Origin of the sequence: Maribacter aestuarii, from assembly GCF_027474845.2 — a bacterium.
GTDB classification, from domain to species: domain Bacteria; phylum Bacteroidota; class Bacteroidia; order Flavobacteriales; family Flavobacteriaceae; genus Maribacter; species Maribacter aestuarii.
The window spans coordinates 2,557,444-2,583,200 of sequence record NZ_CP107031.2 but is presented as its reverse complement, the minus strand read 5'-3'; the positions used below and the strand labels follow the sequence as shown (position 1 = coordinate 2,583,200).

General features: G+C 39.0%; 24 protein-coding genes and 1 pseudogene. 10 read left to right on the top strand and 15 right to left on the bottom strand.

Features of this window, described 5'->3' with window-relative positions; translation table 11 throughout:
• Positions 1-70: 70 nt before the first annotated feature.
• From N8A89_RS11665 to N8A89_RS11640, 6 genes are all read right to left on the bottom strand, one after another.
• Positions 71-799: a LytR/AlgR family response regulator transcription factor gene (locus tag N8A89_RS11665; RefSeq protein ID WP_281542432.1), complete on the bottom strand. Its 729-nt coding sequence runs from the start codon at positions 797-799 to the stop codon at positions 71-73.
• On the bottom strand, positions 796-1,866 hold the full coding sequence (locus tag N8A89_RS11660) for a sensor histidine kinase (protein ID WP_281542431.1): 1,071 nt from the start codon (positions 1,864-1,866) through the stop codon (positions 796-798). Before N8A89_RS11660 ends, N8A89_RS11665 begins: the two co-directional genes overlap by 4 nt.
• A gap of 243 nt (positions 1,867-2,109) precedes the next feature.
• Entirely contained in the window at positions 2,110-2,313 is a 204-nt protein-coding gene (locus N8A89_RS11655) for a hypothetical protein (protein WP_281542430.1), read from the bottom strand.
• Between the two features lie 310 nt (positions 2,314-2,623).
• Complete coding sequence (locus N8A89_RS11650) at positions 2,624-3,154, bottom strand: DUF4136 domain-containing protein (RefSeq protein WP_347343926.1); 531 nt, start codon at positions 3,152-3,154, stop codon at positions 2,624-2,626.
• A gap of 86 nt (positions 3,155-3,240) precedes the next feature.
• A complete protein-coding gene (gene obgE / locus N8A89_RS11645; protein WP_281542429.1) occupies positions 3,241-4,242 on the bottom strand; it encodes a GTPase ObgE in 1,002 nt (333 codons plus the stop codon).
• A 26-nt stretch (positions 4,243-4,268) separates the two neighbouring features.
• The gene (locus tag N8A89_RS11640) at positions 4,269-5,375 is read right to left on the bottom strand and encodes an adenylate kinase (RefSeq protein WP_281542428.1); all 1,107 of its coding nucleotides are present in this window, start codon (positions 5,373-5,375) and stop codon (positions 4,269-4,271) included.
• Positions 5,376-5,513: 138 nt separating this feature from the next.
• On the opposite strand from N8A89_RS11640, the gene N8A89_RS11635 reads away from it, so the two are divergent.
• From N8A89_RS11635 to N8A89_RS11615, 5 genes are all read left to right on the top strand, one after another.
• On the top strand, positions 5,514-6,668 hold the full coding sequence (locus N8A89_RS11635) for a 5-(carboxyamino)imidazole ribonucleotide synthase (RefSeq protein ID WP_281542427.1): 1,155 nt from the start codon (positions 5,514-5,516) through the stop codon (positions 6,666-6,668).
• A 12-nt stretch (positions 6,669-6,680) separates the two neighbouring features.
• On the top strand, positions 6,681-7,175 hold the full coding sequence (purE, locus tag N8A89_RS11630) for a 5-(carboxyamino)imidazole ribonucleotide mutase (protein WP_281542426.1): 495 nt from the start codon (positions 6,681-6,683) through the stop codon (positions 7,173-7,175).
• Between the two features lie 67 nt (positions 7,176-7,242).
• Positions 7,243-9,267: a M3 family metallopeptidase gene (locus N8A89_RS11625; RefSeq protein ID WP_281542425.1), complete on the top strand. Its 2,025-nt coding sequence runs from the start codon at positions 7,243-7,245 to the stop codon at positions 9,265-9,267.
• Positions 9,268-9,271: 4 nt separating this feature from the next.
• Positions 9,272-9,901 carry a TMEM175 family protein gene (locus N8A89_RS11620; protein ID WP_281542424.1) on the top strand — a complete coding sequence of 210 codons (630 nt, stop codon included), beginning with the start codon at positions 9,272-9,274 and terminating at the stop codon, positions 9,899-9,901.
• Positions 9,891-10,628: a class I SAM-dependent methyltransferase gene (locus N8A89_RS11615; RefSeq protein WP_281542423.1), complete on the top strand. Its 738-nt coding sequence runs from the start codon at positions 9,891-9,893 to the stop codon at positions 10,626-10,628. The genes N8A89_RS11620 and N8A89_RS11615 overlap by 11 nt, the downstream gene beginning before the upstream one ends.
• Before the next feature lie 27 nt (positions 10,629-10,655).
• Here N8A89_RS11615 and N8A89_RS11610 read toward each other — a convergent pair whose 3' ends face one another.
• Positions 10,656-11,015: a rhodanese-like domain-containing protein gene (locus N8A89_RS11610; RefSeq protein ID WP_281542422.1), complete on the bottom strand. Its 360-nt coding sequence runs from the start codon at positions 11,013-11,015 to the stop codon at positions 10,656-10,658.
• Between the two features lie 110 nt (positions 11,016-11,125).
• Here N8A89_RS11610 and N8A89_RS11605 point away from each other — a divergent pair, with 110 nt between their 5' ends.
• Positions 11,126-11,680, top strand: coding sequence for a sigma-70 family RNA polymerase sigma factor (locus N8A89_RS11605; RefSeq protein ID WP_281542421.1), 555 nt, complete (start codon positions 11,126-11,128; stop codon positions 11,678-11,680).
• 226 nt (positions 11,681-11,906) lie between these two features.
• Here the strand turns inward: N8A89_RS11605 and N8A89_RS11600 are convergent, their stop codons facing one another.
• On the bottom strand, positions 11,907-12,734 hold the full coding sequence (locus N8A89_RS11600) for a UbiA prenyltransferase family protein (protein ID WP_281542420.1): 828 nt from the start codon (positions 12,732-12,734) through the stop codon (positions 11,907-11,909).
• A gap of 125 nt (positions 12,735-12,859) precedes the next feature.
• On the opposite strand from N8A89_RS11600, the gene gcvP reads away from it, so the two are divergent.
• From gcvP to N8A89_RS11580, 4 genes are all read left to right on the top strand, one after another.
• A complete protein-coding gene (gene gcvP, locus N8A89_RS11595; RefSeq protein ID WP_281542419.1) occupies positions 12,860-15,709 on the top strand; it encodes an aminomethyl-transferring glycine dehydrogenase in 2,850 nt (949 codons plus the stop codon).
• Positions 15,710-15,881: 172 nt separating this feature from the next.
• Complete coding sequence (locus N8A89_RS11590; protein WP_281542418.1) at positions 15,882-16,937, top strand: 3-oxoacyl-ACP synthase III family protein; 1,056 nt, start codon at positions 15,882-15,884, stop codon at positions 16,935-16,937.
• Between the two features lie 102 nt (positions 16,938-17,039).
• Complete coding sequence (locus tag N8A89_RS11585) at positions 17,040-17,606, top strand: methyltransferase (protein WP_281542417.1); 567 nt, start codon at positions 17,040-17,042, stop codon at positions 17,604-17,606.
• A gap of 21 nt (positions 17,607-17,627) precedes the next feature.
• Complete coding sequence (locus tag N8A89_RS11580) at positions 17,628-18,482, top strand: glycosyltransferase family 2 protein (RefSeq protein WP_289644349.1); 855 nt, start codon at positions 17,628-17,630, stop codon at positions 18,480-18,482.
• A 47-nt stretch (positions 18,483-18,529) separates the two neighbouring features.
• Here N8A89_RS11580 and N8A89_RS11575 read toward each other — a convergent pair whose 3' ends face one another.
• The 7 genes and pseudogenes from N8A89_RS11575 to N8A89_RS11545 form a co-directional block, all read right to left on the bottom strand.
• Entirely contained in the window at positions 18,530-19,039 is a 510-nt protein-coding gene (locus N8A89_RS11575) for an OmpH/Skp family outer membrane protein (protein ID WP_281542416.1), read from the bottom strand.
• A 47-nt stretch (positions 19,040-19,086) separates the two neighbouring features.
• The gene (locus tag N8A89_RS11570) at positions 19,087-19,926 is read right to left on the bottom strand and encodes an OmpH/Skp family outer membrane protein (RefSeq protein ID WP_281542415.1); all 840 of its coding nucleotides are present in this window, start codon (positions 19,924-19,926) and stop codon (positions 19,087-19,089) included.
• 104 nt (positions 19,927-20,030) lie between these two features.
• Positions 20,031-22,639 (bottom strand): annotated as a pseudogene (locus N8A89_RS11565) (BamA/OMP85 family outer membrane protein).
• 4 nt (positions 22,640-22,643) lie between these two features.
• Positions 22,644-23,384, bottom strand: coding sequence for an undecaprenyl pyrophosphate synthase (gene uppS / locus N8A89_RS11560; RefSeq protein ID WP_281542414.1), 741 nt, complete (start codon positions 23,382-23,384; stop codon positions 22,644-22,646).
• A gap of 8 nt (positions 23,385-23,392) precedes the next feature.
• Entirely contained in the window at positions 23,393-24,079 is a 687-nt protein-coding gene (porG, locus tag N8A89_RS11555) for a type IX secretion system protein PorG (protein WP_281542413.1), read from the bottom strand.
• 112 nt (positions 24,080-24,191) lie between these two features.
• Positions 24,192-25,073, bottom strand: a complete 882-nt coding sequence (locus N8A89_RS11550; RefSeq protein WP_281542412.1) for an NAD kinase — start codon at positions 25,071-25,073, stop codon at positions 24,192-24,194.
• Between the two features lies 1 nt (position 25,074).
• Positions 25,075-25,731 carry a CBS domain-containing protein gene (locus N8A89_RS11545; protein WP_289644348.1) on the bottom strand — a complete coding sequence of 219 codons (657 nt, stop codon included), beginning with the start codon at positions 25,729-25,731 and terminating at the stop codon, positions 25,075-25,077.
• Positions 25,732-25,757 lie beyond the last annotated feature (26 nt).

Below are 25,757 nucleotides of genomic sequence, written 5' to 3'. Positions count from 1 at the left end.
AACTCATTTTCTGTTGAGCCGCTGGTGAGATTACTTTTTGAATTTGAACTTAAAACTTGAGTTTGAAGCTTTACAAACTCATCTTATCCTTAAATAAATAGGATTGTCTACGGGAAACCTCAACCTCATCCCCATTGGTCATGGTTAATTTGAGCTTTCCATTAAACCAAGGAACAACATTAGTTATAAAGTTGGTGTTTATAATCTGTTGTCGGTTGGCCCTAAAAAAATATTTCTCCGGTAATTTTTCTTCTACTTGGTTTAAAGATTTATATAGCATTGGACTTTCTACTTCAAAGAAAACCCGTGTATAATTACCCACTATTTCAAAATGCGAAATATCTCCAATTTTTACCAACCAACATTTCTCGCCATCTTTAATGAAGATTTGACTATTCCCGGTAAGACGTTCCTGAGTGCTGGAGGCGGGCTCATTTTTATCCTCTAATTTTGTTTCGGCTTTTTCTACAGCCTGTGCAAATCGCTTGTCATTAATCGGTTTCAATAGATAATCCAAAGCGTTATATTCAAAAGACTTAATGGCATATTCGTCAAATGCGGTCGTAAATATCGTGATAGGAACATCGTCCAGCATTTCCAAAAGTTCAAAACCATCTTTTTCTGGCATGTTAATATCCAAGAATAACAAATCTGGATTCAATTCCTGAATAAGCTTATAACCATCATCAACATTTTCGGCTTCACCCACAACTTCAATTTGCGGATGCTTTTTTATCAGTTCTTTGAGCTCATTACGAGCCAAACGAGAGTCCTCTACGATAACTGCTCTAATGCTCATTGTAAGGGAATATTTATAGTTGCCACTACTTCTTCATTCTTTTCTTTTAGCGAAAAGGATGCACTGGCCCCGTATAATAATCGAAGGCGCTGCTTAATATTCTTAAGTCCCAGTTGTGTTGAACTCTGCCCAATCATCAGCTTTCCTGTGTTCACTACCTCAATGACCAGGTTCTTGCCGTTTCGTTTCGTAATAAGTTTGATAGCACCCCCTGATTTTAAATTGGAAATTCCATGTTTTGCTGCATTCTCCACCAACAACTGAATAATCATAGGCGGTATCTGAATGCTGAGCGTATCTTTCTGAATTTCTTTTATAAATTTTAAACGACCTTCAAATTGAATTTTAGAGAGCGCTATGTAATTGTCTACCATTTCCAGTTCTTCCTCTAGGGCAATGGCGTTGACATCATTTTTAGTCAGGGAATAGCGTAGCATTTCAGATAATTTAGTGAGCATATCCCTAGACTTCTCTACATCTTCTAACATAAGACCTCGGATATTGTTCAAACTATTGAACATAAAATGAGGATTTATTTGGCCTTTTAACGTATTGAGTTGAGCCTGTTTTAAGGTAGAATTTAGTTCTGCACGTTCCAGACGGTTGGCATTCAACTTTGCCGCAATCTTAACGGACAGGTAGAAGACTGTCCAACCAATGATTGTGATGAAGGAATTGATTAAAAGCAGCCCTATTCCAAAATCCTTGTACATTTCGGGAACTTTGACACTTTCTTCCGAATGTTTTCCAACCCAATATCCAAAACCGTACGAAAGCCCAAAGTAAATTAATGACGCAATTACAATTGCGATGAATATTTTGATGAGTTGCCTAGAATCAAAGGCGTCAAAATTTAAAATGCGCTTTAAAATGGAACGCAAAAGACCCGTAGAAAAAATTCCGATAACGAAGGTGGAAATTAAACCATAGAAAAAGACGTTGGTTCCCTTATAACCATCCATATCTGGAGTGAATGCGTAGGCTATAAAGCATAACCCTCCCCAGCCTAACACCTGAACCGTCCAGAAGGAAACGTCCCATCTATATTTCTTAAGGAATGAAGCCATTTATTCTGTTTTCATTTCAAATATAGGTTAATATTCAAAGGCCATGAGGGGTATGGCGGAACCAACTTACTCAAAAAAGGACGGTGATAATTAATGATAAAAGTAATTTTACGATTGCTATCATGGTGGTTTGTTTTAAAAACTATGTTGATTTTGGTGTAAACCTAATTAGTTATATTTTCTCAAAAATGCATTTTATGATTAGTGGTAAATTTATTTACCTCAGCGGCACAAGTAAGTGCACTATTTTACTAGTGCACCTTCTGCCTCACATTCTTCTGAATTTCCTTTATTTAAAAGTGCTACCCCGGTTAATGTCAATCCCGTATAAAGTGGAAAGAAATAATCCATTAAGTTAAGGCTCATTATTGCCCCTACTAGTGATACTGCTACTGTTACCATTCCAATTCCTAATACCGTAAGTTTTGTTTTGTCAATTGTTTTCATGATTGTTGTTTTTAACTGTTATTGTTGTTTTTAATTTCAAACTTCTTAAACAGGTTGTAAATGTTTATTTGTGTTTGATTGATGAGATAAAACTACAGTAGAAAACTTGTGAAAAAGAGTGAAATATGACGAACGGTAGAAAGAAATGTCCGAACGGGGATTTTGCTTGACTAAAATGTAACTAATTGTTTTTCAGTTATTTAAAATGATATTTGAAAATACGAAATATCCCGGAAAGCCTATAAAATGGCACTTTTCATTCTTATGGGGGTATTTAAAAATTGTTTTGAAATAAGGTGATTATTGACGCTTAGTTCCGTTGTTTGGGAGGGTACTTGGAGAATATTTTGGTAACCAATTCTTGTATTTTCTGTTCTTTTACAATAGGAAGATCATCTTCTTTAAATGGGCTTTGGCTTAACGCCCGCCATACCAGCATATCTTTTTTGGCATCTACAAAATCAATTTGAATCTCACGATTGAGTTTAGGACCTCCTACAGGAATACCAATGGACACTCCACCCCCTACGTTTCGTCCTCCACCTCCTAGGCCCACACCAACTGAATTTCCCTGTTGCTGACGAAAAACAGAACTATTTATATTTATGAGAATATCAGGCTCCTCAGAAAATAGCAAGCCTTTTCGTTGAAGGGCAATGTCCATAGCCCTTATTAATCTTTTTTCGTCCAATTCACTTAAACCCGTTTCCATATCCCCAAAATAACTGTAGGTATTATATGCTAAGAAATCTGTTTCCTTTTCGTAATCATAATTGACCTTTACCGCATTACAGGAAACCAGTAGGAGAAAAATCAAAAGGAATTTTACCGTTTTCATCATTGGATTTTGAATTTAGCCCGGATGGCTATATACCTTCTAATTTAAAGAAAAAATGCGTAGTTATTGAGAATGAACTTATTATTCGATTAACTGTTCAGCATCTCCCAAAGCCTATCTTTTAGCTCCACGATTCCCATTTGGGCCACTGAGGATATGAACATGTAATTTGTACCCTTAAAATCTTTATCCAATTCCGTCCGCATTTCGGACATCAATTCATCATCCAACATATCGCTTTTGGATATACAAATCAATCGTTGCTTGTCCAGTAATTCAGGATTGTATCTCCTAAGCTCATCCAATAGAATTTCATATTCCTTACCGATATCCTTACTATCCGCAGGAATCAAAAATAATAAGGTTGCGTTACGTTCTATATGCCTTAGAAAATAATGTCCCAATCCTTTCCCCTCTGCCGCACCCTCAATAATCCCGGGAATATCCGCCATTACAAAACTCTTAAAATCGCGGTACTCCACAATTCCCAGATTAGGTTTCAAGGTGGTAAACTCATAATCGGCAATTTTGGGTTTTGCCGATGTAATAACCGATAACAAGGTAGATTTACCTGCATTTGGAAAGCCAACAAGGCCAACATCCGCTAGAACCTTAAGTTCCAATAAAAAGTCACCTTCCTGTCCCTCTACCCCTGGTTGGGCATATCTTGGGGTTTGATTGGTGGCGGATCTAAAGTGCCAGTTACCACGGCCTCCCATTCCACCTTCAAGGACAATCTTCTCCTCCCCATGTTCCGTAATCTCAAAAAGCACTTTGTTAGTTTCTGGATTTTTCACTACCGTTCCTAATGGCACATCCAAATAAACATCTTCTCCGTCCGCTCCAGTGCTACGACTTTTGCTTCCGTGTTCCCCATGACCGGCCTTAAAATGCTTTTTAAACTTAAAGTTTACCAAGGTCCATAGATTCTCGTTACCGCGAATAATTACGTGTCCGCCTCGGCCGCCATCCCCGCCATCGGGTCCGCCTTTGGTAATGAATTTCTCGCGATGTAAATGCACGGAACCTTTGCCTCCTTTTCCAGAAGCCAGATTTACCTTTACATAGTCGACAAAATTACCCTCGGTCATTCTTTATTTTTATGAAGTAGTTTGGTTTAGAGACCCTCGATCACTTTTGTCAACCGTTCTGTAATTTCGGCTATCGTACCGATTCCGTTGACACTGTGAAACTTGCCTTGTTCCTCATAATATGTTTTTAGCGGAGCCGTCTTAGAATTATATTCGTCAAAACGGTTTCTAATTTTATCCTTATCCTGATCATCGGTACGGCCACTCACCTTGCCCCTTTCCAGGAGTCTTTGGATCAAAACCTCGTCATTGGCCTCTAAAGCTATAGTTGCGTTGATTTTCATGTCCTTGGATTCCAAGAAATTATCTAATGCCTCCGCTTGCGCGACGGTGCGAGGAAATCCATCGAATATAAAGCCGTCCGCCTCTTGGTTTTTGGCTACTTCGTCCTCTAACATCTTAATGGTTACTTCGTCCGGAACCAAGTCTCCCTTATCTATATACGATTTCGCCAAAGTACCGAGATCAGTTCCATTTTTGATATTATAACGAAAAACGTCTCCAGTAGAAATGTGCTGTAAATTGTACTGCTCTTTTAAGAATTGCGCCTGGGTACCTTTTCCGGCACCTGGTTTTCCAAAGAGTACAAGATTGATCATATGCTTTTGGTTTAGTTGGTAAACTTCTCTAAAATTTCTTCCTAGTTCCTTATAATCCAATCCATATCCCACAATAAATCGATCAGGAATTTCCAGTCCAAAATAGTCAATGGCATACTCCCCATTATAGACCTCCGCCTTGTAAAAAAGACTGGCTATTTTAAACTCCTTTACATTGGTATTGGAAAACAGATGTACCAATTCCTTCAAAGTTCGCCCCGTATCGATTATATCCTCTAGGATAATCACGCTTCTTCCTTCAATATTATCGGGCAGATCCAACAAGGTTTCCACAATACCGGTGGACGTGAGCCCTTGATAGGAGCTTAACTTCACGAAAGAAACCTCACATGGATGTGGATAGGCTTTCAAAAAATCGGACACGAACATAAAAGAGCCATTTAAAACACCAACAAAAATTGGAGTTTTATCCTTATAGTCCGCCGCAACCTGATCCGCAACACGTTGTACAGCGAGCAAAATTTCCTTTTCGCTTAGAAAACGCTTAAAATATTTGTCGTGGAGTTGTATCAATTTTTAAAAAATTACTAAGGTTGGCAAAGATAGCGTTTTGCCCCGTGTTTTTTAGATTTTGGGGAATCGGATTCTTAAATTTAAGCGTATTTTTACGGCGTATTAGGTCTGATTTCATTTAAAAAGACCCTTTTAGATATGGATTATTTTTCTTCTGATTTTAAGCTAGGTATTTTAGGCGGTGGTCAACTGGGCAAAATGATGCTCTATGAAACCCGAAAACTTGATATTTACACTTTGGTCTTAGAGTCTTCCAAAGATGCACCCTGCAAAATTGCCTGCAACGAATTCATATTGGGCGATTTAATGAACTTTGATGATGTTTACAATTTTGGTAAGAAAGTAGATGTCCTGACCATTGAAATAGAGAACGTGAATCTTGAAGCTTTGGAGCAGTTGGAAGAGGAAGGGATTAAAGTATATCCCCAACCCAAAGCATTACGTATCATTCAAAACAAGGCAAAACAAAAGCTTTTTTATGTAGACAACGATATTCCCACAGCCGAATTTCACCGTTTTGCCTACAAAAGTGAGATTGAAGATAGCGTCCTGAACGGTGGATTGGAGCTTCCATTCATCTGGAAGGCCACGCAATTTGGCTATGATGGCCAAGGCGTAAAAGTAGTTCGGAAAATGGAAGATTTGGAAGGTCTGCCCCCAGGCGAATGTATTGCTGAAGAAATGATCGACTTTAAAAATGAGTTGGCCGTAATCGTTGCAAGAAATGAAAATGGAGATGTAAGAACCTATCCTGTGGTGGAAATGGAATTCCATCCAGAGGCAAATCAGGTAGAATATGTAATTTGCCCCGCGCGTATTAATGGAAAGGTCGCGACTAAGGCCCGTGAACTTGCCTTAAAAGTATCTGAAAAAATAGGCTTAACGGGACTGTTGGCCGTTGAAATGTTTCAGACCAAAGATGACAAGGTACTGGTGAACGAAGTGGCCCCAAGACCGCATAACAGTGGTCATTACAGTATAGAGGCGAGCTACACCAACCAGTTTGAACAACACATACGCTGTGTACTAAATTTGCCTTTAGGGAACACGGACAGCAAGGTAGCCGGTATTATGGTTAACCTTGTCGGTGCCGAAGGCCACACCGGTGACGTCGTATATGAAAATATAGATGAAATAATGGCTATGGAGGGTGTAACGCCCCACATCTATGGAAAGAAACAGACTCGACCTTTCCGCAAGATGGGCCATGTGACCATTGTGGATTGTGATGTAGCAAAGGCGCGAAATACAGCTCAAAAAGTAAAGGAAACTATTAAAGTAGTAAGTAGATAAAATACACAAAATATGAGCAAAGTAGCCGTAGTTATGGGAAGCACCAGTGACCTTCCTGTTATGCAAGAAGCAATAGATATTTTAAAAGGATTTGACATACCGGTTGACGTAGATATTGTTTCCGCACATCGGACTCCTGAAAAATTATTCGATTTCAGCAAAAATGCCCATACCAAAGGCTACTCGGTCATTATCGCAGGAGCCGGTGGTGCAGCACATTTACCAGGAATGGTAGCCGCAATGTCTCCCCTGCCCGTTATTGGGGTGCCGGTAAAAAGCAGTAATTCCATTGATGGTTGGGATTCCATTCTTTCCATACTACAAATGCCGGGAGGAGTACCAGTTGCTACGGTAGCCCTTAACGGTGCTAAAAATGCAGGTATCCTTGCCGCACAGATTATTGGAAGTTCCGATAAATGTGTTTTGGACAAGATTATATTCTATAAAGAAGGCCTGAAGCAAAAAGTAATGGAAGGAGCTAAAGCCATAAATAACAAGAAACAGTAAGTTTAAATTCCCGTCCATTCTGGCACAGACCAAAAACCTTCTTCGTACTAAATCCTAATATTTATAAATGAATCCCCTTTTAACAAAATTTGATACCGCACCTTTCTCCAAAATAAAAAACGAACATTTCAAGCCTGCATTTTTAAAGGCCATGGAAGATGCCCGTTCGGAAATTGATGTAATTACATCCAATACTGTAGCACCTACTTTTGAAAATACCATTGAAGCTTTAGAGTTTTCTGGACAGCAACTAGACCGTATCTCTAGCGTTTTTTTCAACCTTAACGCTGCCGAGACCAATGAGGAAATACAAAAAATAGCTCAAGAGGTTTCTCCCTTACTTTCGGAATTTAGTAACGATATCACGCTTAACGAGGACCTTTTTCAAAGAGTAAAAAAGGTTTATGACCAAAGGGAAGGTCTGAATTTAAATACAGAGCAACAAACCTTGTTGGACAAAAAATACAAAAATTTTAGCCGCAACGGAGCTAATCTCTCAGCGGAGAAAAAGAAAAAGCTTCGACAAATCGATGCTGAACTATCGAAACTAAAATTAAAATTCGGTGAAAATATCCTAGCAGAAACCAACAAATATCAAATGTATCTTTCCAACGAAGAGGATCTAGACGGACTGCCGGATGGAGAAAAAGAGGCAGCGGCTCAGAGGGCAAGGGAAAAAGGAAAAGATACAGGTTGGATGATTACTCTAGATTATCCGAGCTACATTCCCTTTATGAAATATGCCAAAAACAGAAAATTACGAAGGGAACTCTCATTGGTATTTGGCAGTAAAGGTTTTCATGGAGACGAATTGGATAATCAGGAGAACGTCTTGAAAATAGCCAAACTGCGCTACAGCCGTGCCAAACTATTAGGTTATAAAACGCATGCCCATTTTGTACTGGAAGAACGTATGGCCGAAACGCCGGAAAAAGTCCATTCATTTTTGAATGAACTGCTCGAGAAAGCAAAACCTGCGGCAGAAAGGGAATTTGCCCAATTGGAAAACTTTGCAAAAAAAATAGACGAAATTGACCGCTTGGAGAAATGGGACGGAAGCTATTATTCCGAAAAACTAAAACAAGAACTATTTAGCCTGGACGATGAGCAATTGAAGCCGTATTTTAAATTGGAAAATGTTATCGACGGGGTATTTAAGGTAGCCGAGAAACTTTTTGGACTGCGGTTTGAAGAAGTAAAAGACATTGATACCTATCACGACGAAGTAAAAACCTATCGCGTGTATGATCTGGAAAATAACTTTATATCCATTTTCTATGCAGATTTCCATCCTCGTGCCGGAAAGCGAGGCGGTGCTTGGATGACTTCTTTTAAATCCCAATGGAAAGAAGGCGGCCAAAATATACGCCCACATATTTCCAATGTGTGTAATTTTACGCCTTCCACCCCTACTAAACCTTCACTGCTAACTTTTAACGAGGTTACCACCCTTTTTCATGAGTTTGGTCACGGATTGCACGGAATGCTGGCCAACACCACTTATCCTAGTCTTTCGGGAACTTCGGTCTATTGGGATTTTGTAGAACTACCAAGTCAAGTAATGGAAAACTGGTGCTATGAAAAGGAAGCTCTGGAGCTGTTCGCTAAGCATTACGAGAGCGGAGAGGTGATTCCAATGGAATTGGTGCATAAAATTAAGGAATCGGCAACGTTCCAAGAAGGTATGCAAACTTTAAGGCAGTTGAGCTTTGGTCTTTTGGACATGTCATGGCATGGAACAGACCCCTCTGACGTAACAGATGTTAAAGCCTACGAAACACAGGCTTTTAAAGGCACAAACCTCTATCCGGATACACTTGAAACTTGTATGAGCACTTCTTTCGCACATATTTTTCAAGGTGGGTATTCCTCTGGTTACTACAGCTATAAATGGGCGGAAGTACTGGACGCCGATGCATTTGCCTACTTTAAGGAAAACGGAATATTCAACCAAGAGATCGCTGCCAAATTTAAGGAACATGTACTTTCTAAAGGAGGTACGGAAAATCCCATGGTACTCTATAAAAGATTTAGAGGCGCTGAGCCAAAAGTGGAGGCGCTGTTAGAAAGAGCTGGTTTATTACAAAATTAGGTTTATGGAGAAGCACAAATTCTTTTATGACAAAAACAGGGTAACTGCCTTTTGTGACGCCGTTTTTTCTATTGCCATGACATTGTTGATTCTAGAAATAGAAGTACCCAGTGTTGAAGCGCTGAACACCCATGATTTCATGTCTTTACTAGCCAATCGTATTCCGAGCTTCATAGGATTTTTGGTAAGTTTTTTGGTTATTGCTCTCTATTGGGTCTCTCACCTTCGGATATACAAATATGTTACAGAACTGTCCGAAAAATTTGTCTGGCTTAATATTTTCTTATTGCTTTTTGTAGTTTTTCTACCCTTTTCAACTGCGCTTTATGTTGGTGATTTTAACGGAACTGCACCCTTTGTGTTTTACTGTTTAAATCTTGTTCTCTTGGGACTGTTCAACTTCTTATTGGTAAGAACCATTTCCAAAAAAGAAATCGGCAATAACGGCATGACAAATGATATTGGAAATTGGCTGCAGTTCCGTTCACTGAATGCAGTAATAATCTGGGCTTTAGCGGCTGTTCTGGCTTCATTTTTCCCATTATTGGCAAGGCTCATTTTTATTCTAATATTTGTTTTTCAAATAATTGGTGACCAATACTTTAAAAGAAAAATTGACAAGTATGTCAGCTGATGATTATGATGATATAACCGCCTTTCATTATGAAGCCTACCGTCCACCATTACATGCATCAATTTTGAAGGAATGCTTGGGTGATGCAACATTCAAACATGGATTAGATATTGGATGTGGTACGGGAAAATCCACGGTCGCACTTAAGAGTTTTTGTGAAACTGTCGTTGGAGTAGATCCAAATATAGATATGCTAAGTAAAGCAACCCCAGTCCCTAATATCCACTACGAACTTTTTGACGGCAGACTTCTTAATTTTGAGCCAAATACTTTTGACCTCATAACCTTGGCCGGATCCTGGTGGTACGCCAAATCCAAAACTTTATTAAATGAGATTCACAGGGTTAGTATGAACGGTGCTAAAATAGCCTTGTACGATTTTGAGGTTCAGTTTCAATCTGTTTATAAGACTTTGGGGTTAACTCTTCCATCAGCAAAAGATGCCTACAACCACTTTGCCGATTTTTCGAAATTTGACAACGTTGGTTTTGAATTAAACCGTAAAAAATCGGAAGAATTAAAACTAAGCCTCACCGCTGACAAATTAGCTCATTTGTTATGCTCTGAAAAGAAAACTTTAGTGGTTTTAAAAGAAAAATATGGTTTCCCAGATACGTTTGAAAAAGTGAAAGACATACTGCGAGATAGCTACGATACAAACAAAATAGATGTGCTCACAAAAACTTACTCTACAAAATATTACGTAAAAAAGGAAAAGAATATTTAGTTCCTGGGGATGTGATTTTTATTTATTTCATTTTTTAGATTCTAACCAAGCATCGTATCCACCCTCCAAGTCAATGACATTTTTAAAGCCCATAGACGTTAATTTATCTTGTGCTTTGGTACTACGCCCGCCTTTTTTACAGTAAACATATATGGTCTTGTCCTTGTCAATCCCATTGAATCTTTTGGCAAAATCAGCATCGAACCAATTGATGTTCAAAGCGTTTTCCAAGTGGCCCATTTCAAATTCTTCGGGAGTACGTACATCCACTAATATTCCTTCTTTAATATCGTTCTGTGAAACCTTTGTGATATGTTTTGAATTATTTTGGGCACATCCGAGGTTTACCAACAGTAAAAAGAGGACTAAAAAAGTATTTTTCATCATAAAAATTTTATCAAAAATAAGCATTAAGTATGACTAAAATATGAAGAGCTAAGGGTAAACATAAGGATAGTTTGCATAAATTCAGTTACTTTTGAACAGCATCGAAAAAAATGGCAACACATAAACTACAGCCCGATACCTGGGTTGATAATTATGGAGATTATTTATTCAACTTTGCCGTTGGCAGGGTAAGCGATTCCGAAATTGCCAAAGATTTGGTATCGGAGACTTTCTTAGCCGGACTTAAATCTGCCAAAAATTATAAGGGTGACGCTGCGGAGCGTACTTGGCTAATAGCTATCTTAAAAAGAAAAGTAATTGATTATTACCGAAAAATAAATTCAAAGAAAGGAAAAGCAGAGGTACGTATGAATTACAGTTCTTCCAGTGATTCTGATGGAGATTGGATGGAAGAGCAAGTGGCAGATCCCTATAGCATGTTGGAAAATAGCGATATGGAAAATGACGAATTAGGACTGGCCATACAAGAATGTATCTCCAAACTTCCTAAAAAACAATCCATGGTATTTACCATGAAAACCATTCAAGGAATAAGCACAGAAGATATCTGTAATGAACTTGGGATTAACCCGTCTAATCTGTGGGTAATGATTCATCGCGCACGAACAGCGTTGATGGGTTGCCTAAATCAAAATTGGTTTTAGTAATGATGATTTCATGTGAAAAAGCTACTATAATTTGCAATAAAGCCCAGTATAGGGAAGCAACATTATTTGAAATATTAAAGCTCAAAATCCATGTAATTCTTTGTAGGACCTGTGCTAAATTCACAAAACAAAACACTGAGTTTACTTCGCTGTGCGAGAAAGCTAACCTTAAAAGTCTTTCCGAACAGGATAAGCTTAAGATGAAGCAAAAACTCCATAAGGGTCAATAAAAATACTGCTTCATAGTAATTATAATTAGATACCATAATATGGGTATCCCCTCTACACAAAAAGACGCAAAATACTTAGATTGATTCTTACGGGTAATGAACATTAAGATTCCCAGTAACAGGAATAGTATGCCCTTTCCGACAACATCGAAAATAGGAATTTGGTCTTTCAGGAACGTTGAGAAAAAGAATATCAACACCAAAAAGGAACCCATGATTTTTGTTCGTGCTATACCGTATCGCTGGGGCAAAGTTCTAAGACTTTCGTGATCATATTTTAAATCCCTTATTTCAAAAGGAATTATCAGGATAAGTACAAAAAGAAACCGTTGCAGGGTATCAATCCAAATGTCCCAAGAAATAATATCGCTTTGCGTTAAGCTCGGTAAGATTACCGTGGCACCGGACCAAACAAGGGCCACGACAAAAATCTTTAAACCTCCCAAACTTCTTAAATTTTTAGCCGTTGGTAAAACAGGTATAGCATATAAACCCGTCAAAAAAACCAAAAGGAAGATTCCAAACCAAATCGAGGTTTTAAGAAAATACCCGTGATAAATTGCAAATCCAAGGGCTACAAAGCTGACAATCTGAATGCTTTTATGGTATTGATTTGCCACCAAGAAGTATTTCTCTGCCTCTACGCCGTATTTAATGAAATTATAAACGGAAATAGTTCCAAAAAATAAGAACCAAGAAAAATGATGATCACTAGAAATGTTGAAGGTTAAGCAAGTTACCTGTACTAGTGAAAAAACGGCCAAAGCAACATGGATACTAGCATCCAGATAAAAATTAAAAATGCGATTCAACCACCTCATTAAACAAAAGTAGACAAAGTGTTTATAACCTTGGTTTTTGGTTAAAAACTTTCCCTAGGCTACTGATTTAAGCCCCCTAAACAAGGAAATTAATCCTTAATTTTGCACGACTAATTTGACTATATATGAAGACTGACGTGTTTGCATCGCGCCATATTGGCATCAGGGAAGATGACCTTCAACACATGCTTGAAACTGTCCAAGTAGAAAATCTGGAACAACTCATTTTTGAGACTATTCCAAAAGATATCAGACTTAAAAATCCCTTGCAATTAGATGCTCCGATGAGCGAACATAAATTCCTTGCACACATTGAGGAATTGTCTAAAAAAAATAAGGTTTTTCGTTCTTACATTGGTTTAGGTTACCATGAGAGTTTAACCCCTTCCGTCATTAAGCGAAACATTTTGGAGAATCCAGGATGGTATACCGCATATACACCCTATCAAGCTGAAATTGCGCAAGGGCGTCTAGAAGCTTTAATAAACTTCCAGACCGTTATTACCGATTTGACGGGAATGGAACTTGCCAATGCTTCCCTTTTGGACGAAAGCACTGCGGCAGCGGAAGCCATGACTATGTTGTTGGATTTACGGACAAGGGATCAGAAGAAAAATGAAGTTTTAAAATTCTTTGTTTCTCAGGAAGTTTTACCGCAAACATTATCGCTTTTACAGACCAGGTCCACTCCATTGGGCATTGAGTTGGTCGTTGGAAACCATGAAGAATTTGAATTTGGCGAAGATTTTTACGGCGCCCTGTTACAATATCCAGGTAAATATGGTCAGTTCTACGACTATACCTCTTTCGTATCTAAGGCCAAAGCCAAAGATATAAAGGTGGCGGTTGCCGCAGATATTCTGAGTTTGGTGTCGCTAACACCTCCCGGAGAATTCGGCGTAGACGTTGTAGTTGGTACTACACAGCGCTTTGGGATTCCACTAGGCTATGGTGGGCCACATGCTGCCTTTTTTGCCACTAAGGAAGAGTACAAAAGAAATATTCCAGGTCGCATTATCGGTGTAACCAAGGATACCGATGGCAAACCGGCATTACGCATGGCACTTCAAACCAGGGAGCAGCACATAAAAAGGGACAAGGCCACGTCCAATATATGTACCGCTCAGGTTTTATTGGCGGTTATGGCAGGGATGTATGCCGTGTATCACGGACCTAAAGGTTTACAATATATTGCAGACAAGGTGCACCGTACGGCTGTAACACTTACCGATAGTTTGGAAAAATTAGGACTATATCAGACCAATACTTCCTATTTTGATACCATTACCGTAAAAGTAGATGCAAAAAAGGTAAAGCCCATTGCCGAGAAAAACGAGGTCAACTTTTTGTATATCGATGAAGAAACAGTCTCCATTGCTGTAAATGAAGCGACGTCAATTAAAGATTTGAATCAAATAATCTCAATTTTTTCGGAGGCCTTAGATAAGGAAAATCGAGTAATTACCGAATTATTGCAGACCTCAGCAATTAGCGATGAAGTAAGGCGTACCTCTCCATTTCTAGAGAACAAAGTGTTTAATTCCTATCACTCAGAAACGGAATTGATGCGCTATATTAAAAAACTGGAACGCAAAGATTTGGCATTGAACCATTCCATGATTTCTTTGGGAAGTTGTACGATGAAATTAAATGCCGCTTCGGAAATGCTACCATTGAGCCAGGTCAACTGGGGAAATATACATCCTTTTGTGCCCATAGACCAAGCGGAAGGCTATCAAATCGTGTTACGGGAATTGGCCAAGGATCTATCAACCATAACAGGTTTTGCCGACACTTCCTTACAGCCAAATTCCGGAGCTCAAGGAGAGTATGCAGGCCTTATGGTCATAAGAGCGTATCATGAATCTAGAGGGGATAGCCATAGAAATATCTGCATTATCCCAGCATCGGCCCACGGAACTAATCCAGCTTCGGCAGTGATGGCCGGAATGCGAGTGGTGGTGACCAAAACTGATGGTAAAGGAAACATTGATGTAGACGACCTAGAGGAAAAAGTAGCACAACACGCTGAGAATTTAGCCGCTTTGATGGTCACATATCCGTCTACGCATGGTGTTTTCGAATCGTCCATTCAACATATTACAAAACTGATACACGATAATGGTGGGCAAGTTTATATGGATGGCGCCAATATGAACGCTCAAGTTGGACTTACGAACCCAGCGATTATTGGGGCGGATGTATGCCATTTAAATTTGCATAAGACTTTTGCCATACCGCACGGTGGCGGTGGTCCTGGAGTTGGTCCCATTTGTGTGGCTCCTCAACTCGTACCCTTTCTTCCTAGTAATCCTATAATAAAAACAGGTGGTGAAAAGGCAATTACCGGAATTTCCGCTGCGCCTTGGGGAAGCTCGCTGGCGTGCCTCATTTCCTATGGCTACATAAAAATGCTCGGGGAACATGGTCTTACACGGTCCACCAAGATTGCCATTCTCAACGCCAACTATATTAAGAGTAGGTTAAGCGGCAAATTCGACGTGCTCTACACTGGTGAACAAGGAAGGGCCGCTCATGAGATGATAATTGATTGTAGACCCTTTAAGCAAAATGGCATTGAGGTTACGGATATTGCCAAAAGGTTGATGGATTATGGTTTTCATGCCCCAACAGTTTCATTCCCAGTTGCTGGAACGGTTATGATAGAACCCACCGAAAGCGAAGGCTTATCCGAACTTGATCGGTTCTGTGATGCAATGCTATCCATTCGCTCCGAGATTGACGCTGTAAATGCAGACGATGTGGACAATGTGCTCAAGAATGCACCACACACATTAGAAATGGTAACAACAGATGATTGGAATTTTCCTTACACAAGACAACAAGCAGCCTTTCCATTACCTTATGTCTCGGAAAATAAGTTTTGGCCAGCCATAAGAAGAGTAGATGATGCCTATGGAGACCGTAATTTAATATGTACTTGCGCACCTATAGAAGCATATGCCGAGGCCTAGTACAAATTAGGGATTATACTAAAAACAAAGGCCTGCAAGTATCTAAGCAGGTCTTCTCCTTTTTCTGAATACCAGATAGTCTTGGTTGAACATCGTAATAACTCCTATGCACGCATAAGAAGCAGAAGGTTTTTCGATATATTGTTAACTACAGACCAAACAGTTTATTAAAATGAGTATAGGTATTACGGGATCGGGTAGTTATATACCATCCCAAGTTGTTGCAAATGATGATTTTGGAACGCGTGAGTTCCTAAATGCCGATGGCACCGATTTCAAGCAAGAAAATGCAGTAATCATTGAGAAGTTCAAAGCTATTACTGGAATTGCCGAAAGACGTTATGCAGCAAAAAACCTAAATACATCCGACATTGCTTTCCTCGCTTCAGAGAAGGCAATTGCTGATGCCGGCATAGATAAGGAGAAACTGGATTATATCATATTTGCCCATAATTTTGGTGATGTGGCTTACGGACAATCCCAAAGCGATATGCTTCCGAGTCTAGCAACCAGGGTAAAACATCATCTTAGGATTAAAAATCCAAAATGTGTAGCCTACGACATGTTATTCGGTTGCCCAGGATGGATTGAAGGTGTCATCCAGGCTAATGCATTTATCAAAAGTGGTATTGCTAAAAAATGCCTTGTGATAGGCGCAGAAACACTGTCCCGTATTGTAGACCCTTTTGACAGGGATTCCATGATTTATTCCGACGGTGCAGGAGCAACCGTTATCGAACAGAAAGAAGGTGCTGGAGAAATAATAGCACACGCCAGCGAAACATATACCTATAAAGAGGCTTATTTTTTATACTATGGAAAGTCCTACAATCCATCCGTAGATAATACCAAGTATATAAAAATGTTCGGTAGAAAAATTTATGAATTTGCCGTAAGTTACGTTCCAGGGGCAATGAAAAGTTGTTTAGATGAAAGTGGAATTGCCATTACAGATGTTAAAAAAATAATTATACACCAAGCCAACGAGAAAATGGACGAAGCCATTGTTAAACGGTTCTATGCACTGTACAACATGGAAATGCCCAATAAAATAATGCCGATGAGCATTGAAAAACTAGGCAATAGTTCCGTTGCCACTATTCCAACATTATTTGATTTGATTAAGAAGGGAATAATATCAGGTCACGAATTTGCCAAAGGGGATGTCATCATATTTGCCAGCGTTGGTGCAGGTATGAATGTCAACGCAATTGTTTATAAGGTTTAAATAGTTTGAGGTTTCTATCGTTTAAAGTTATTTTGATCTAAATTTGGGTAGCGTAGGTTTTCAACCCTAAATTGGAAATTCCTCAAATTGAAACCTTTTTTAATGTACGAAAATACTTATCCAAATAAACGTTTTCAACATACTTTACAATTTTTAGAAAAATACGTAAAAGTGAATCAACACATTTTGGACCTGGGTGTTCCAAACCCCTTATCGGAGAAGATGATTGAAAAGGGATATACGGTTCAAAATACGGAGGGTGAAGATTTGGATATTGATTTTTCCACAGTAGTAAACTCCGATGCAGAAGTAGTTACCGCTTTTGAAATTTTTGAACACCTCTTGGCCCCTCTAAATGTCCTGTCGAAGATAAAGGCTGATAAACTAGTAGCCAGTATTCCTCTAAAATTATGGTTTTCCCCAGCGTACAGAAGTAAAACGGACCCTTGGGACAGACATTACCATGAATTTGAAGACTGGCAATTTGATTGGCTTCTCGAAAAAAGCGGTTGGAAAATTATAGATTCTATGAAGTGGACAAACCCCGTGAAAAAAATTGGTATCAGACCCTTGCTAAGGGCATTTACACCAAGGTATTACATAATTTATGCCGAAAGAAAGCCTGAATCTTTGGAATCTACCATCAAACCTGGGAAGAGCTTAACTTAACATTCACGCAAGTCTAATCGTTTGGATTATTATATCATCATACCGGCACACAATGAAGAGGTCTTCCTAGAAGACACTTTACAATCTGTCTTAGAACAAACGTTGAAACCAAAAAAAGTTATAGTCGTCAATGATAATTCAACGGACAGAACCGAAACTATCATTGATAAATTCACGGACAAGAGTTCCATCTTTCAAAAATTGAATATCCATTCTTCTGACGACCATATGCCCGGGAGTAAAGTTATCAATGCCTTTAATGCAGGATTTCAACTGCTGGATGAGAACTATGATTTCATAGTAAAATTAGATGCCGACATCATACTCCCAGACAACTATTTTGAAAAAATAGGCTATGTATTCAAAGGAAGGCCCCAGATAGGAATTGCCGGGGGCTTCATTTATGAAAGAGACAATAACGACGAATGGAAACTAAACCATTCCATGAATAAAAACCATGTACGGGGAGCCTTAAAAGCGTATTCCAAAAAATGTTATAAGGACATAGGCGGATTAAAAAATGCCATGGGATGGGATACTTTGGATGAGTTACTGGCACAATACTACGGCTATGAGGTCTTAACAGACGATTCCTTAAAAGTAAAACACTTACGACCAACTGGCAACGCATACAATGCTCAAGCGAGATACTTACAGGGAAGGGCTATGTACACGATGCGTTACGGCCTGTGGATAACTACAATTGCCTCCTTAAAAATGGCATGGAAGCTTAAAAAGAAAAGTATTTTTATTGATAATATGTACGGTTTTTTTGAAGCTCAAAAAAATAAAGTCCCCTATTTGGTTTCAGATTCCGAGGGGAAATTTATCAGAAAACTTCGTTGGAAAGGCATTAGAGAACGATTGACTCCATAAAAAAAGCCACTCATTGAAGTGGCTTTTCAGTTGTATTTATATTTTGGTTAAAAACCAAGTTCCTTTTTAACATCGGCCAAAAGATCTTTACCATTGGCAACAATCAAACCTCCGCCGGCCTGTGCATCAATTACGTAATCATAACCCTGTGCGGCTGCCACTTTTTCTATAGCAGTTTTTGCTTTTTGGGAAATAGGAGCAAATAGTTCCGCTTGCTTCTTTTGTATTTCTTGCTGTGCGTTTTGCTGAAACTCACCAACAGTCTTTTCCATTCCCTGCAATTCCACGGCTCTTTTGTCGTTTTCCTCTTTAGATTTTGAAGGCGCTTCATTTTGGTATTGCGTAAACTTGTTTCTAAGTTCTGTCATTGATGCCTGAATATCCGCTTGATAGGTTTCGGATAATTTTTTAAGTTCAGCTTCCGCAACTTTCATTTCTGGCATATCTGCAAGCAATTTAGTCACATCAATATGGGCAATTTTACTTTGTGCATTTACAAAACTGGTCGCCGCTACAAACAACATTAAGGCTACAGCTATCTTTTTTACTTGTTTCATGAGTTAAAATTTAATTTCTATTTGAGTGTTAATTAATGGTTACTTTACTAATTGTTACCGTTATCTTCTTTTTCTTCGGTATCTTTTTTACGATTTCCTTGTTTCTCTTTTTTCTTGGCTTCTCTTTCTTCCAATAACTTTTTTCTTCTTTCCTCGTAGGCCTTTTTACGTTCTTCCCGCAACTTTAACTGTTCCGCTCTTTTTTCATCTGCGGTTTTCTCCCTTGCTTCACTTGCCGCCTTGGCCTGGTCCATTCTTTCTTGCAGGGCTTCGCTAATTGTCTCCTCCTCTTCTAATTCCTCTCCTTCAAATTCGTTTAACCGGTGTCTATTTGCTTTTTTAGCCGGTTTGCTAATTTTTCTTGTTCTGGCTATACCCCTAAGCACCAACTCACTTATATCGTGCCTTTTTTCGGAGTACAACATTACGACATCCGCCGATTTATCAAAAATAAAATCATATTTATTATTGGCGCCGATTTTTTGCACTTCATTGAACACTTGGTCCTGGATGGGCTGTATCAGCTGTCGTTTTTGCAATACCAAATCTCCCTGCGGTCCAAATCGATCCTGTTGATATTCCAACATTTCTCTTTCCAAAATTTGAATCTCTTCCTCGCGTTCTGATATTAATTCTGGCGTTAACAACACCTTCTCCGCCATTAAATCTTTCTTCATCTGTTCCACGACACTTTGCTTCTGCTCTATCTCGACTTTCCATTTTTGAACCTTGGTGTCCAATTGCGTACTAGCATCCCTATATTCCTCCACGTTCTCCAGAATGTACTCCATATCTACATAACCTATCCGGACACCTCTCTGGGCATGAATAACCAGCGTTGTGCTAAAAGCAATTAAGAGTAAAAGAACTTTTGTTTTAGACTTCATTTTTGATATCGTTTAATCCAATAGAAAATATCGTGCCAAAATTACTAAATCTTTTAAAATGAAAGGGTTAGCGTAATACACAATTGTAATATTCCGTATTAAAATTAAAACTGTTGACCAATTATGAAGTGCGTTTGCCATCCGCTCGGACCATTGCCAAGGGATTGTGGTCGCAAATCCTCGTCGAATCCATAACCAAAATCAATACCCAGCAAACCAAACGCAGGCATAAAGATGCGTAACCCCACACCGGCCGATCGTTTTAGTTGAAACGGATTAAACTGCTGAAAATTGTTGAAAGAGTTACCACCTTCTAAAAAAGCTAGTCCATAGATGGAAGCTGAAGGCTTTAGGGTTAACGGATATCTGAGCTCCAACGAAAATTTATTGTAAACCAAACCTCCATCCTGTTGTCCGGTTAATGGATCTATTGGAGTCAAGGACTGGTTATCATAACCTCTCAACTGCACAACGTCCCTCCCGTCCAGTGTAAAATTACCAAGTCCATCTCCCCCAACAAAGAAACGTTCAAAAGGAACATCACCAATATCGCTATTGTAATTCCCTAAAAAACCGAATTCTGCATTGGTTCGCAATACTAGTTTATCCACCAGAGTGGTATACCAATCCCCCTTAAATTTTATTTTATAATACTCCAACAACCTAAACCGCTCTTGATCAGCATTTTCTAGCTGTTGAGTCTCGGTCAAAGTAAGTGCTTGACCGCTTGCCCTTTTTCAGTCAGTTCTTCACTTGTTTCTCTCAAAGACCTGTAATCCTTATCACTGAACAAAGAATAAGGCGGTGTAAACTTCGCCGTAATCTCAAAATTTGAGCCTCCTCTCGGGAATATCCTCCCTCCTAACGTAGCATTCCTAGAGATTCCTAAAGTATATGCCAAAGAATTGGCCTTACCGTTCCCGAAATTAAAGAGTCCGATATTGTAATTTCTAAAATCATATAGTTGGTAGCCCAATGAATGAGAAATGGTAAAGAAATCATCTGGCCACTGTACCCGTTTTGCTAGACCTACGGTTATTCCGGTTATTGAAAATTGCTGATCCTTATTCACCTGAATACCACCCCTACCTCCAAATGAAGCTGCAAACTGTTGGGTACGGGAAAGATTTAAATTAAAACGTACAGGTTTTTTTCCTCCTAACCATGGCTCCGAGAAATTAAGGCTATACACTCTAAAGGTTCTACTTGCCTGCAAACGCAATGCAAAAGTCTGGCCGTCTCCCATGGGAACCGGTTTGTAGGCTTCCCCTTTAAAAAGGTTCTGCACGGAAAAGTTACTAAAGGACAGACCCAGGGTACCAATAAAACCACCTCCCCCGTAACCACCTTGCAATTCTATTTGACTAGAACCGGATTCTACCAAGCTCCAATCTAAATCGACCGTTCCTTCATTTGGGTTGGCATTCAATACATCAGGTTTTATCTGTTCTGCGTCAAAAAAGCCAAGTTGTCCCAATTCACGAATACTCCGTATAATGTCCGATTTATTGTATTTCTGACCAGGTCTTGTCCGTAATTCCCTGAAAATAACATGGTCGTTGGTTTTATCGTTACCGTTTACCGTAACGTGATCAAGAAACGTCTCCTTTCCTTCTATTATACGGATCTCAAAGTTAATCGTATCGTTGGCGGCGGAAATCTCCACTGGATTTATGGTCGAGAACAGGTACCCGTTGTTTTGGTACAAACTCGTAACATCGTTCGGATCTGGTTTAGAATTATCCGCAATCCTTTCCCTTAACAACACGCCATTATAAGTTGACCCCTTCTTTATACCTAAAACTTGGGAAAGTTGACGATCTGTATATACCGTATTTCCAACAAAATCAATATCCCCAAAATAATATTTGTTCCCCTCCTCTACTTTTATATTCAATTGAATGTTGTTCTCATCCAATTTAATCACGGTATCGGAAATTACACGAGCATCCCTATATCCGTTTTCTGCATATTTATCGATTAACGAGCCTAAATCTTCCTCATAATCCTTTTTGATAAACTTTGATTTTTTCCAAAAGCGACCAAAGCGTTTCCTTTTGGTATTCTTTAAAGCCTTACGAAGTTTTTTACTGGATAACTCTTCGTTTCCTTCAAAAACGATATCCTTAATTTTTACCTTATCCCCTTTTTTAATATTCACGACCATACTACGTGCATTGGTTTCAGAAGTATCCTTTGCGGTCGCAATGTTTACGGTAGTGTTTAGAAATCCCTGTTTCTTATACTTATTGGCAATGTAATTTTTAGTGTTGGCTATAAGGCTCTCCGTTATTTTCTTCCCCTTTTTTAAATCAGTATCCTTAACTAACTCCGGCACTTTTCTTTTTTTAATGCCATAGAAAGTTACGTCCGTGAGCGTAGGACGTTCTATAATATTTAACTCTAAGAAAACCGTGTTGCCCTCTATATTTGTGATGTATATATCAATGGAGCTAAAAAGCTCTAGACCCCACAATTTATTGATTACCGCACTGATTTCCTCTCCAGGAAGGGTTATTGGTTGCCCCACTCTGAGACCAGTGTAGGTTTTTACCGTTTGTTCGTTATAACTTTGCAGTCCCGTTACTTCCAGACCACCTAAAATATAGCTTTTTCCATCCTCATAAGAAGTCTCTTGGGCTATTAAGGTAATATTCGTAAGTAAAATAAGTAGGGTGGTAAGTACGTGGTTCAAGGATATGAACCTGGTCATATCTTTAAATGAGTTGTTCGCTAGTTTTTCCAAATCTTCGTTCTCTGTTCTGGTAATTTTTTATGGCCTCTACCAAATGATGCTCACTAAAATCGGGCCAAAATACATCAATAAAATATAATTCGGCGTAAGCAATTTGCCATAATAAAAAATTGCTGATCCGATGTTCTCCACTAGTACGGATAAGCAAGTCTACGTCTGGCAAATTATGTGTGTAAAGATGGTTATTTATAATGGTTTCATCAATATCATCAGATGAAATTATATTATTTTTAACTTTGATACTGATGGCCTTTATTGCGGATTGTAGTTCTTCGCGTGACCCGTAACTCAATGCTAAGGTGAGGGTCATACCCGTATTTTCCTTGGTTTTTTCCATAACTTCCATCAACTCTTTGTAAGCCCTGGACGGTAAGGATGAAATACTACCTATGGTATTTAATCGAACATTGTTTTTCTTAAAGGTCTTAAGTTCTTTTTTCAGGGAAGACACTAAAAGTCGCATTAAAGTGTCGATTTCGATTTTAGGACGTTTCCAATTTTCCGTGGAAAAGGTGTAAAGAGTAAGGTACTCTATTTTTATTTTCACACAATTTTCTACAACTGTCCGTACCGTTTTAACGCCATTTTCGTGACCAAAAACCCTATGCTTACCTCTTTGTTTGGCCCATCTACCATTTCCATCCATAATAATGGCCAAATGCTTCGGCAGATTATGGTCAGCAATGTCATCTATTTTGTTCATGTACTGTTTTATTCAAAACAATCCGTACAAGACTTTCTTCCAAATGTATAAGTTAATGTAACCCCGGAAAAAACGTACCAATCGTCACTAAAAATATTCCCAAACTGGAACTCCTCAAAATTGGAGCCGATAGGATTACTAGCATCCAGATTATCCGTAAAGGTATATCTAGCTCCTATTTCTGCGCCAAAAATAAGAAACTGATTGATACGATACTTAAAACCACCTATGATTGGTATGGCGAAAGATCCGTCTTTTTGATTTATCTCCTGCAAAACCCCACCATTAAAATAATCGAAATCATACCTAAAATAGGTCACACCCGTGTATAAATAGGGCGTAAAAGCAGGTCCAAGTTTGTGTAAATTATATTCGACAAAGTTAAATTCCAGCCCAACCGAACCTTCCAGTACGGAATTGTCAACAAGGTATCCTCGTTGTTGTCTAGCGGTTGTATTGGATTTGGCATCATCCGCAGTAAATTTTCCGTAGATAATGCTGCCTCTCCAGGCATATCTTTTACTCTTGTTCCACTTGAAAATTCCGCCAAAAGCGATGTCGGAGGGTAGGATGAAATTTGTCCTTCCTACATCACCAATCATGTTAGCACCTCCACCAAAAACACCAACTTCATACGTTTGTGAATGAACGCCAAAAAATGACAAGGCTAGTATAACAAAAACAATTTGCTTCATAAATTAAAAAAATTTGCGTCTTGCGAATAGCATATTTACCCCAGTTTAGGGTCATATAAAAGCTCTTTCAAGATAAACAGCTTTTGGGGGCATTTATTGTTCGGGTTCCGATTCAATTACGTTTGTCCTCACCCCACAACAATTTATTCCGAAGGGTTTTCAAAAAGCTTTCTGAAGTATATTCTATCATCTTAATCGTAAAGGATGCCTTTTTTATAGTTATTTCTTGGCCATTTTCTAATGAGGCAATTCTGGAGTCCAAGGAAACCAAGTGATTTTCCTCCCTCCCAGAAACCTTTAACCTAATTACAGTATCATCAGAAATCACCAAGGGTCGTGCATTTAAATTGTGAGGTGCGATAGGCGTAAGCACAAGGGATTTGGCCGTTGGAACAATGACAGGTCCCCCACAACTTAAGGAATAACCCGTTGAACCTGTTGGTGTAGAAATGATAAGGCCATCTGCCCAATATGAGGTCAAGTATTCATCGTTCAAATAGGTTTCTACCGTAATCATGGAGGTAGTATCCTTCCTGCTTACTGTGATTTCGTTTAGTGCAAAATTAAGCTCTCCAAATTCCTCATCCAATGCTTGCGTGTTCAACTGCACCAAACTTCTTTCCACCACGGAATATTCCCCACTTACAAATTCCCGCACCACCTTTCTAACATCCTCTTTTTTGAACGTGGACAAGAAACCAAGTCGACCAGTATTAACGCCAACTATGGGAATGCCGAGATCTCTTACAAACGTGGTGGCCCGCAAAATGGTGCCGTCACCACCAAAACTGACGAACATATCAAAAGAAGCATCCAGACCTGACTGTGATGTAAATGTTGTAAACTTTTCTTTGTTTCCTTTGGAAAGATACAACTGATGAAATTCTTCTTCTATGCAGATTTCTGCATTTTCCCTTTTGAGTTCATCCAAAAGTTCCAGTAAAAATTCAATTGCATTTTCCTGGTACGTTTGTCCGTAGATAGCAGCCTTCATACTAGACGTTTAGATATTTGTCCAAATAGTCTGAGCGCCCCTTAAGATTTTCCAGAAATTGATCATCCGCATTTCCAAAAAGAATATGATAACCGTAGCGTCTAAAGGTCTGTACGACCTCATTAAAGTTGGTGTTGCTTATCTTAATGGTTATCTGTACCACATCGTTTTGCACATCGGTAATAAAACCACCGATAAATTTAGCATTATTACTCTCCACAATCTGTGCGACCTCACTAAAGGAATAGTCTTTTGCAGCCGTTGCAATGACCAGAATATTTCCGGGATCGGTAAAAAAGGGAGTGTCAATAAAAACCGCCACAATATCCGTAAGGTCATAATACCCTATTACTTGTTCATCCGACCCTACAATAGGAAGCAAATTTGCTTCATTTCTGGCAAACGCTTCCAACACGTCCAGCCAATTGGTGTCCTTTTGAACAAAAAAAGACTCCAAATCGTATCGGTAATCCTCAATTTTAGCTTTTGGCTTTACAACTTCCATATCATTCTCGGAAAAAACCCCAACAAATTTTCCCTTTTCCGTGATGGCAACATGTGAAAAGGTGTTCGTCTTAAAGAAATCCAAAACCTTTTCAAAGGTCCCTTCAATCTTAAAAACTGGAATATTGGTTATGATGTGATCTTGTATCTGCATAAACTAAATTATAACGCAAATTAGTA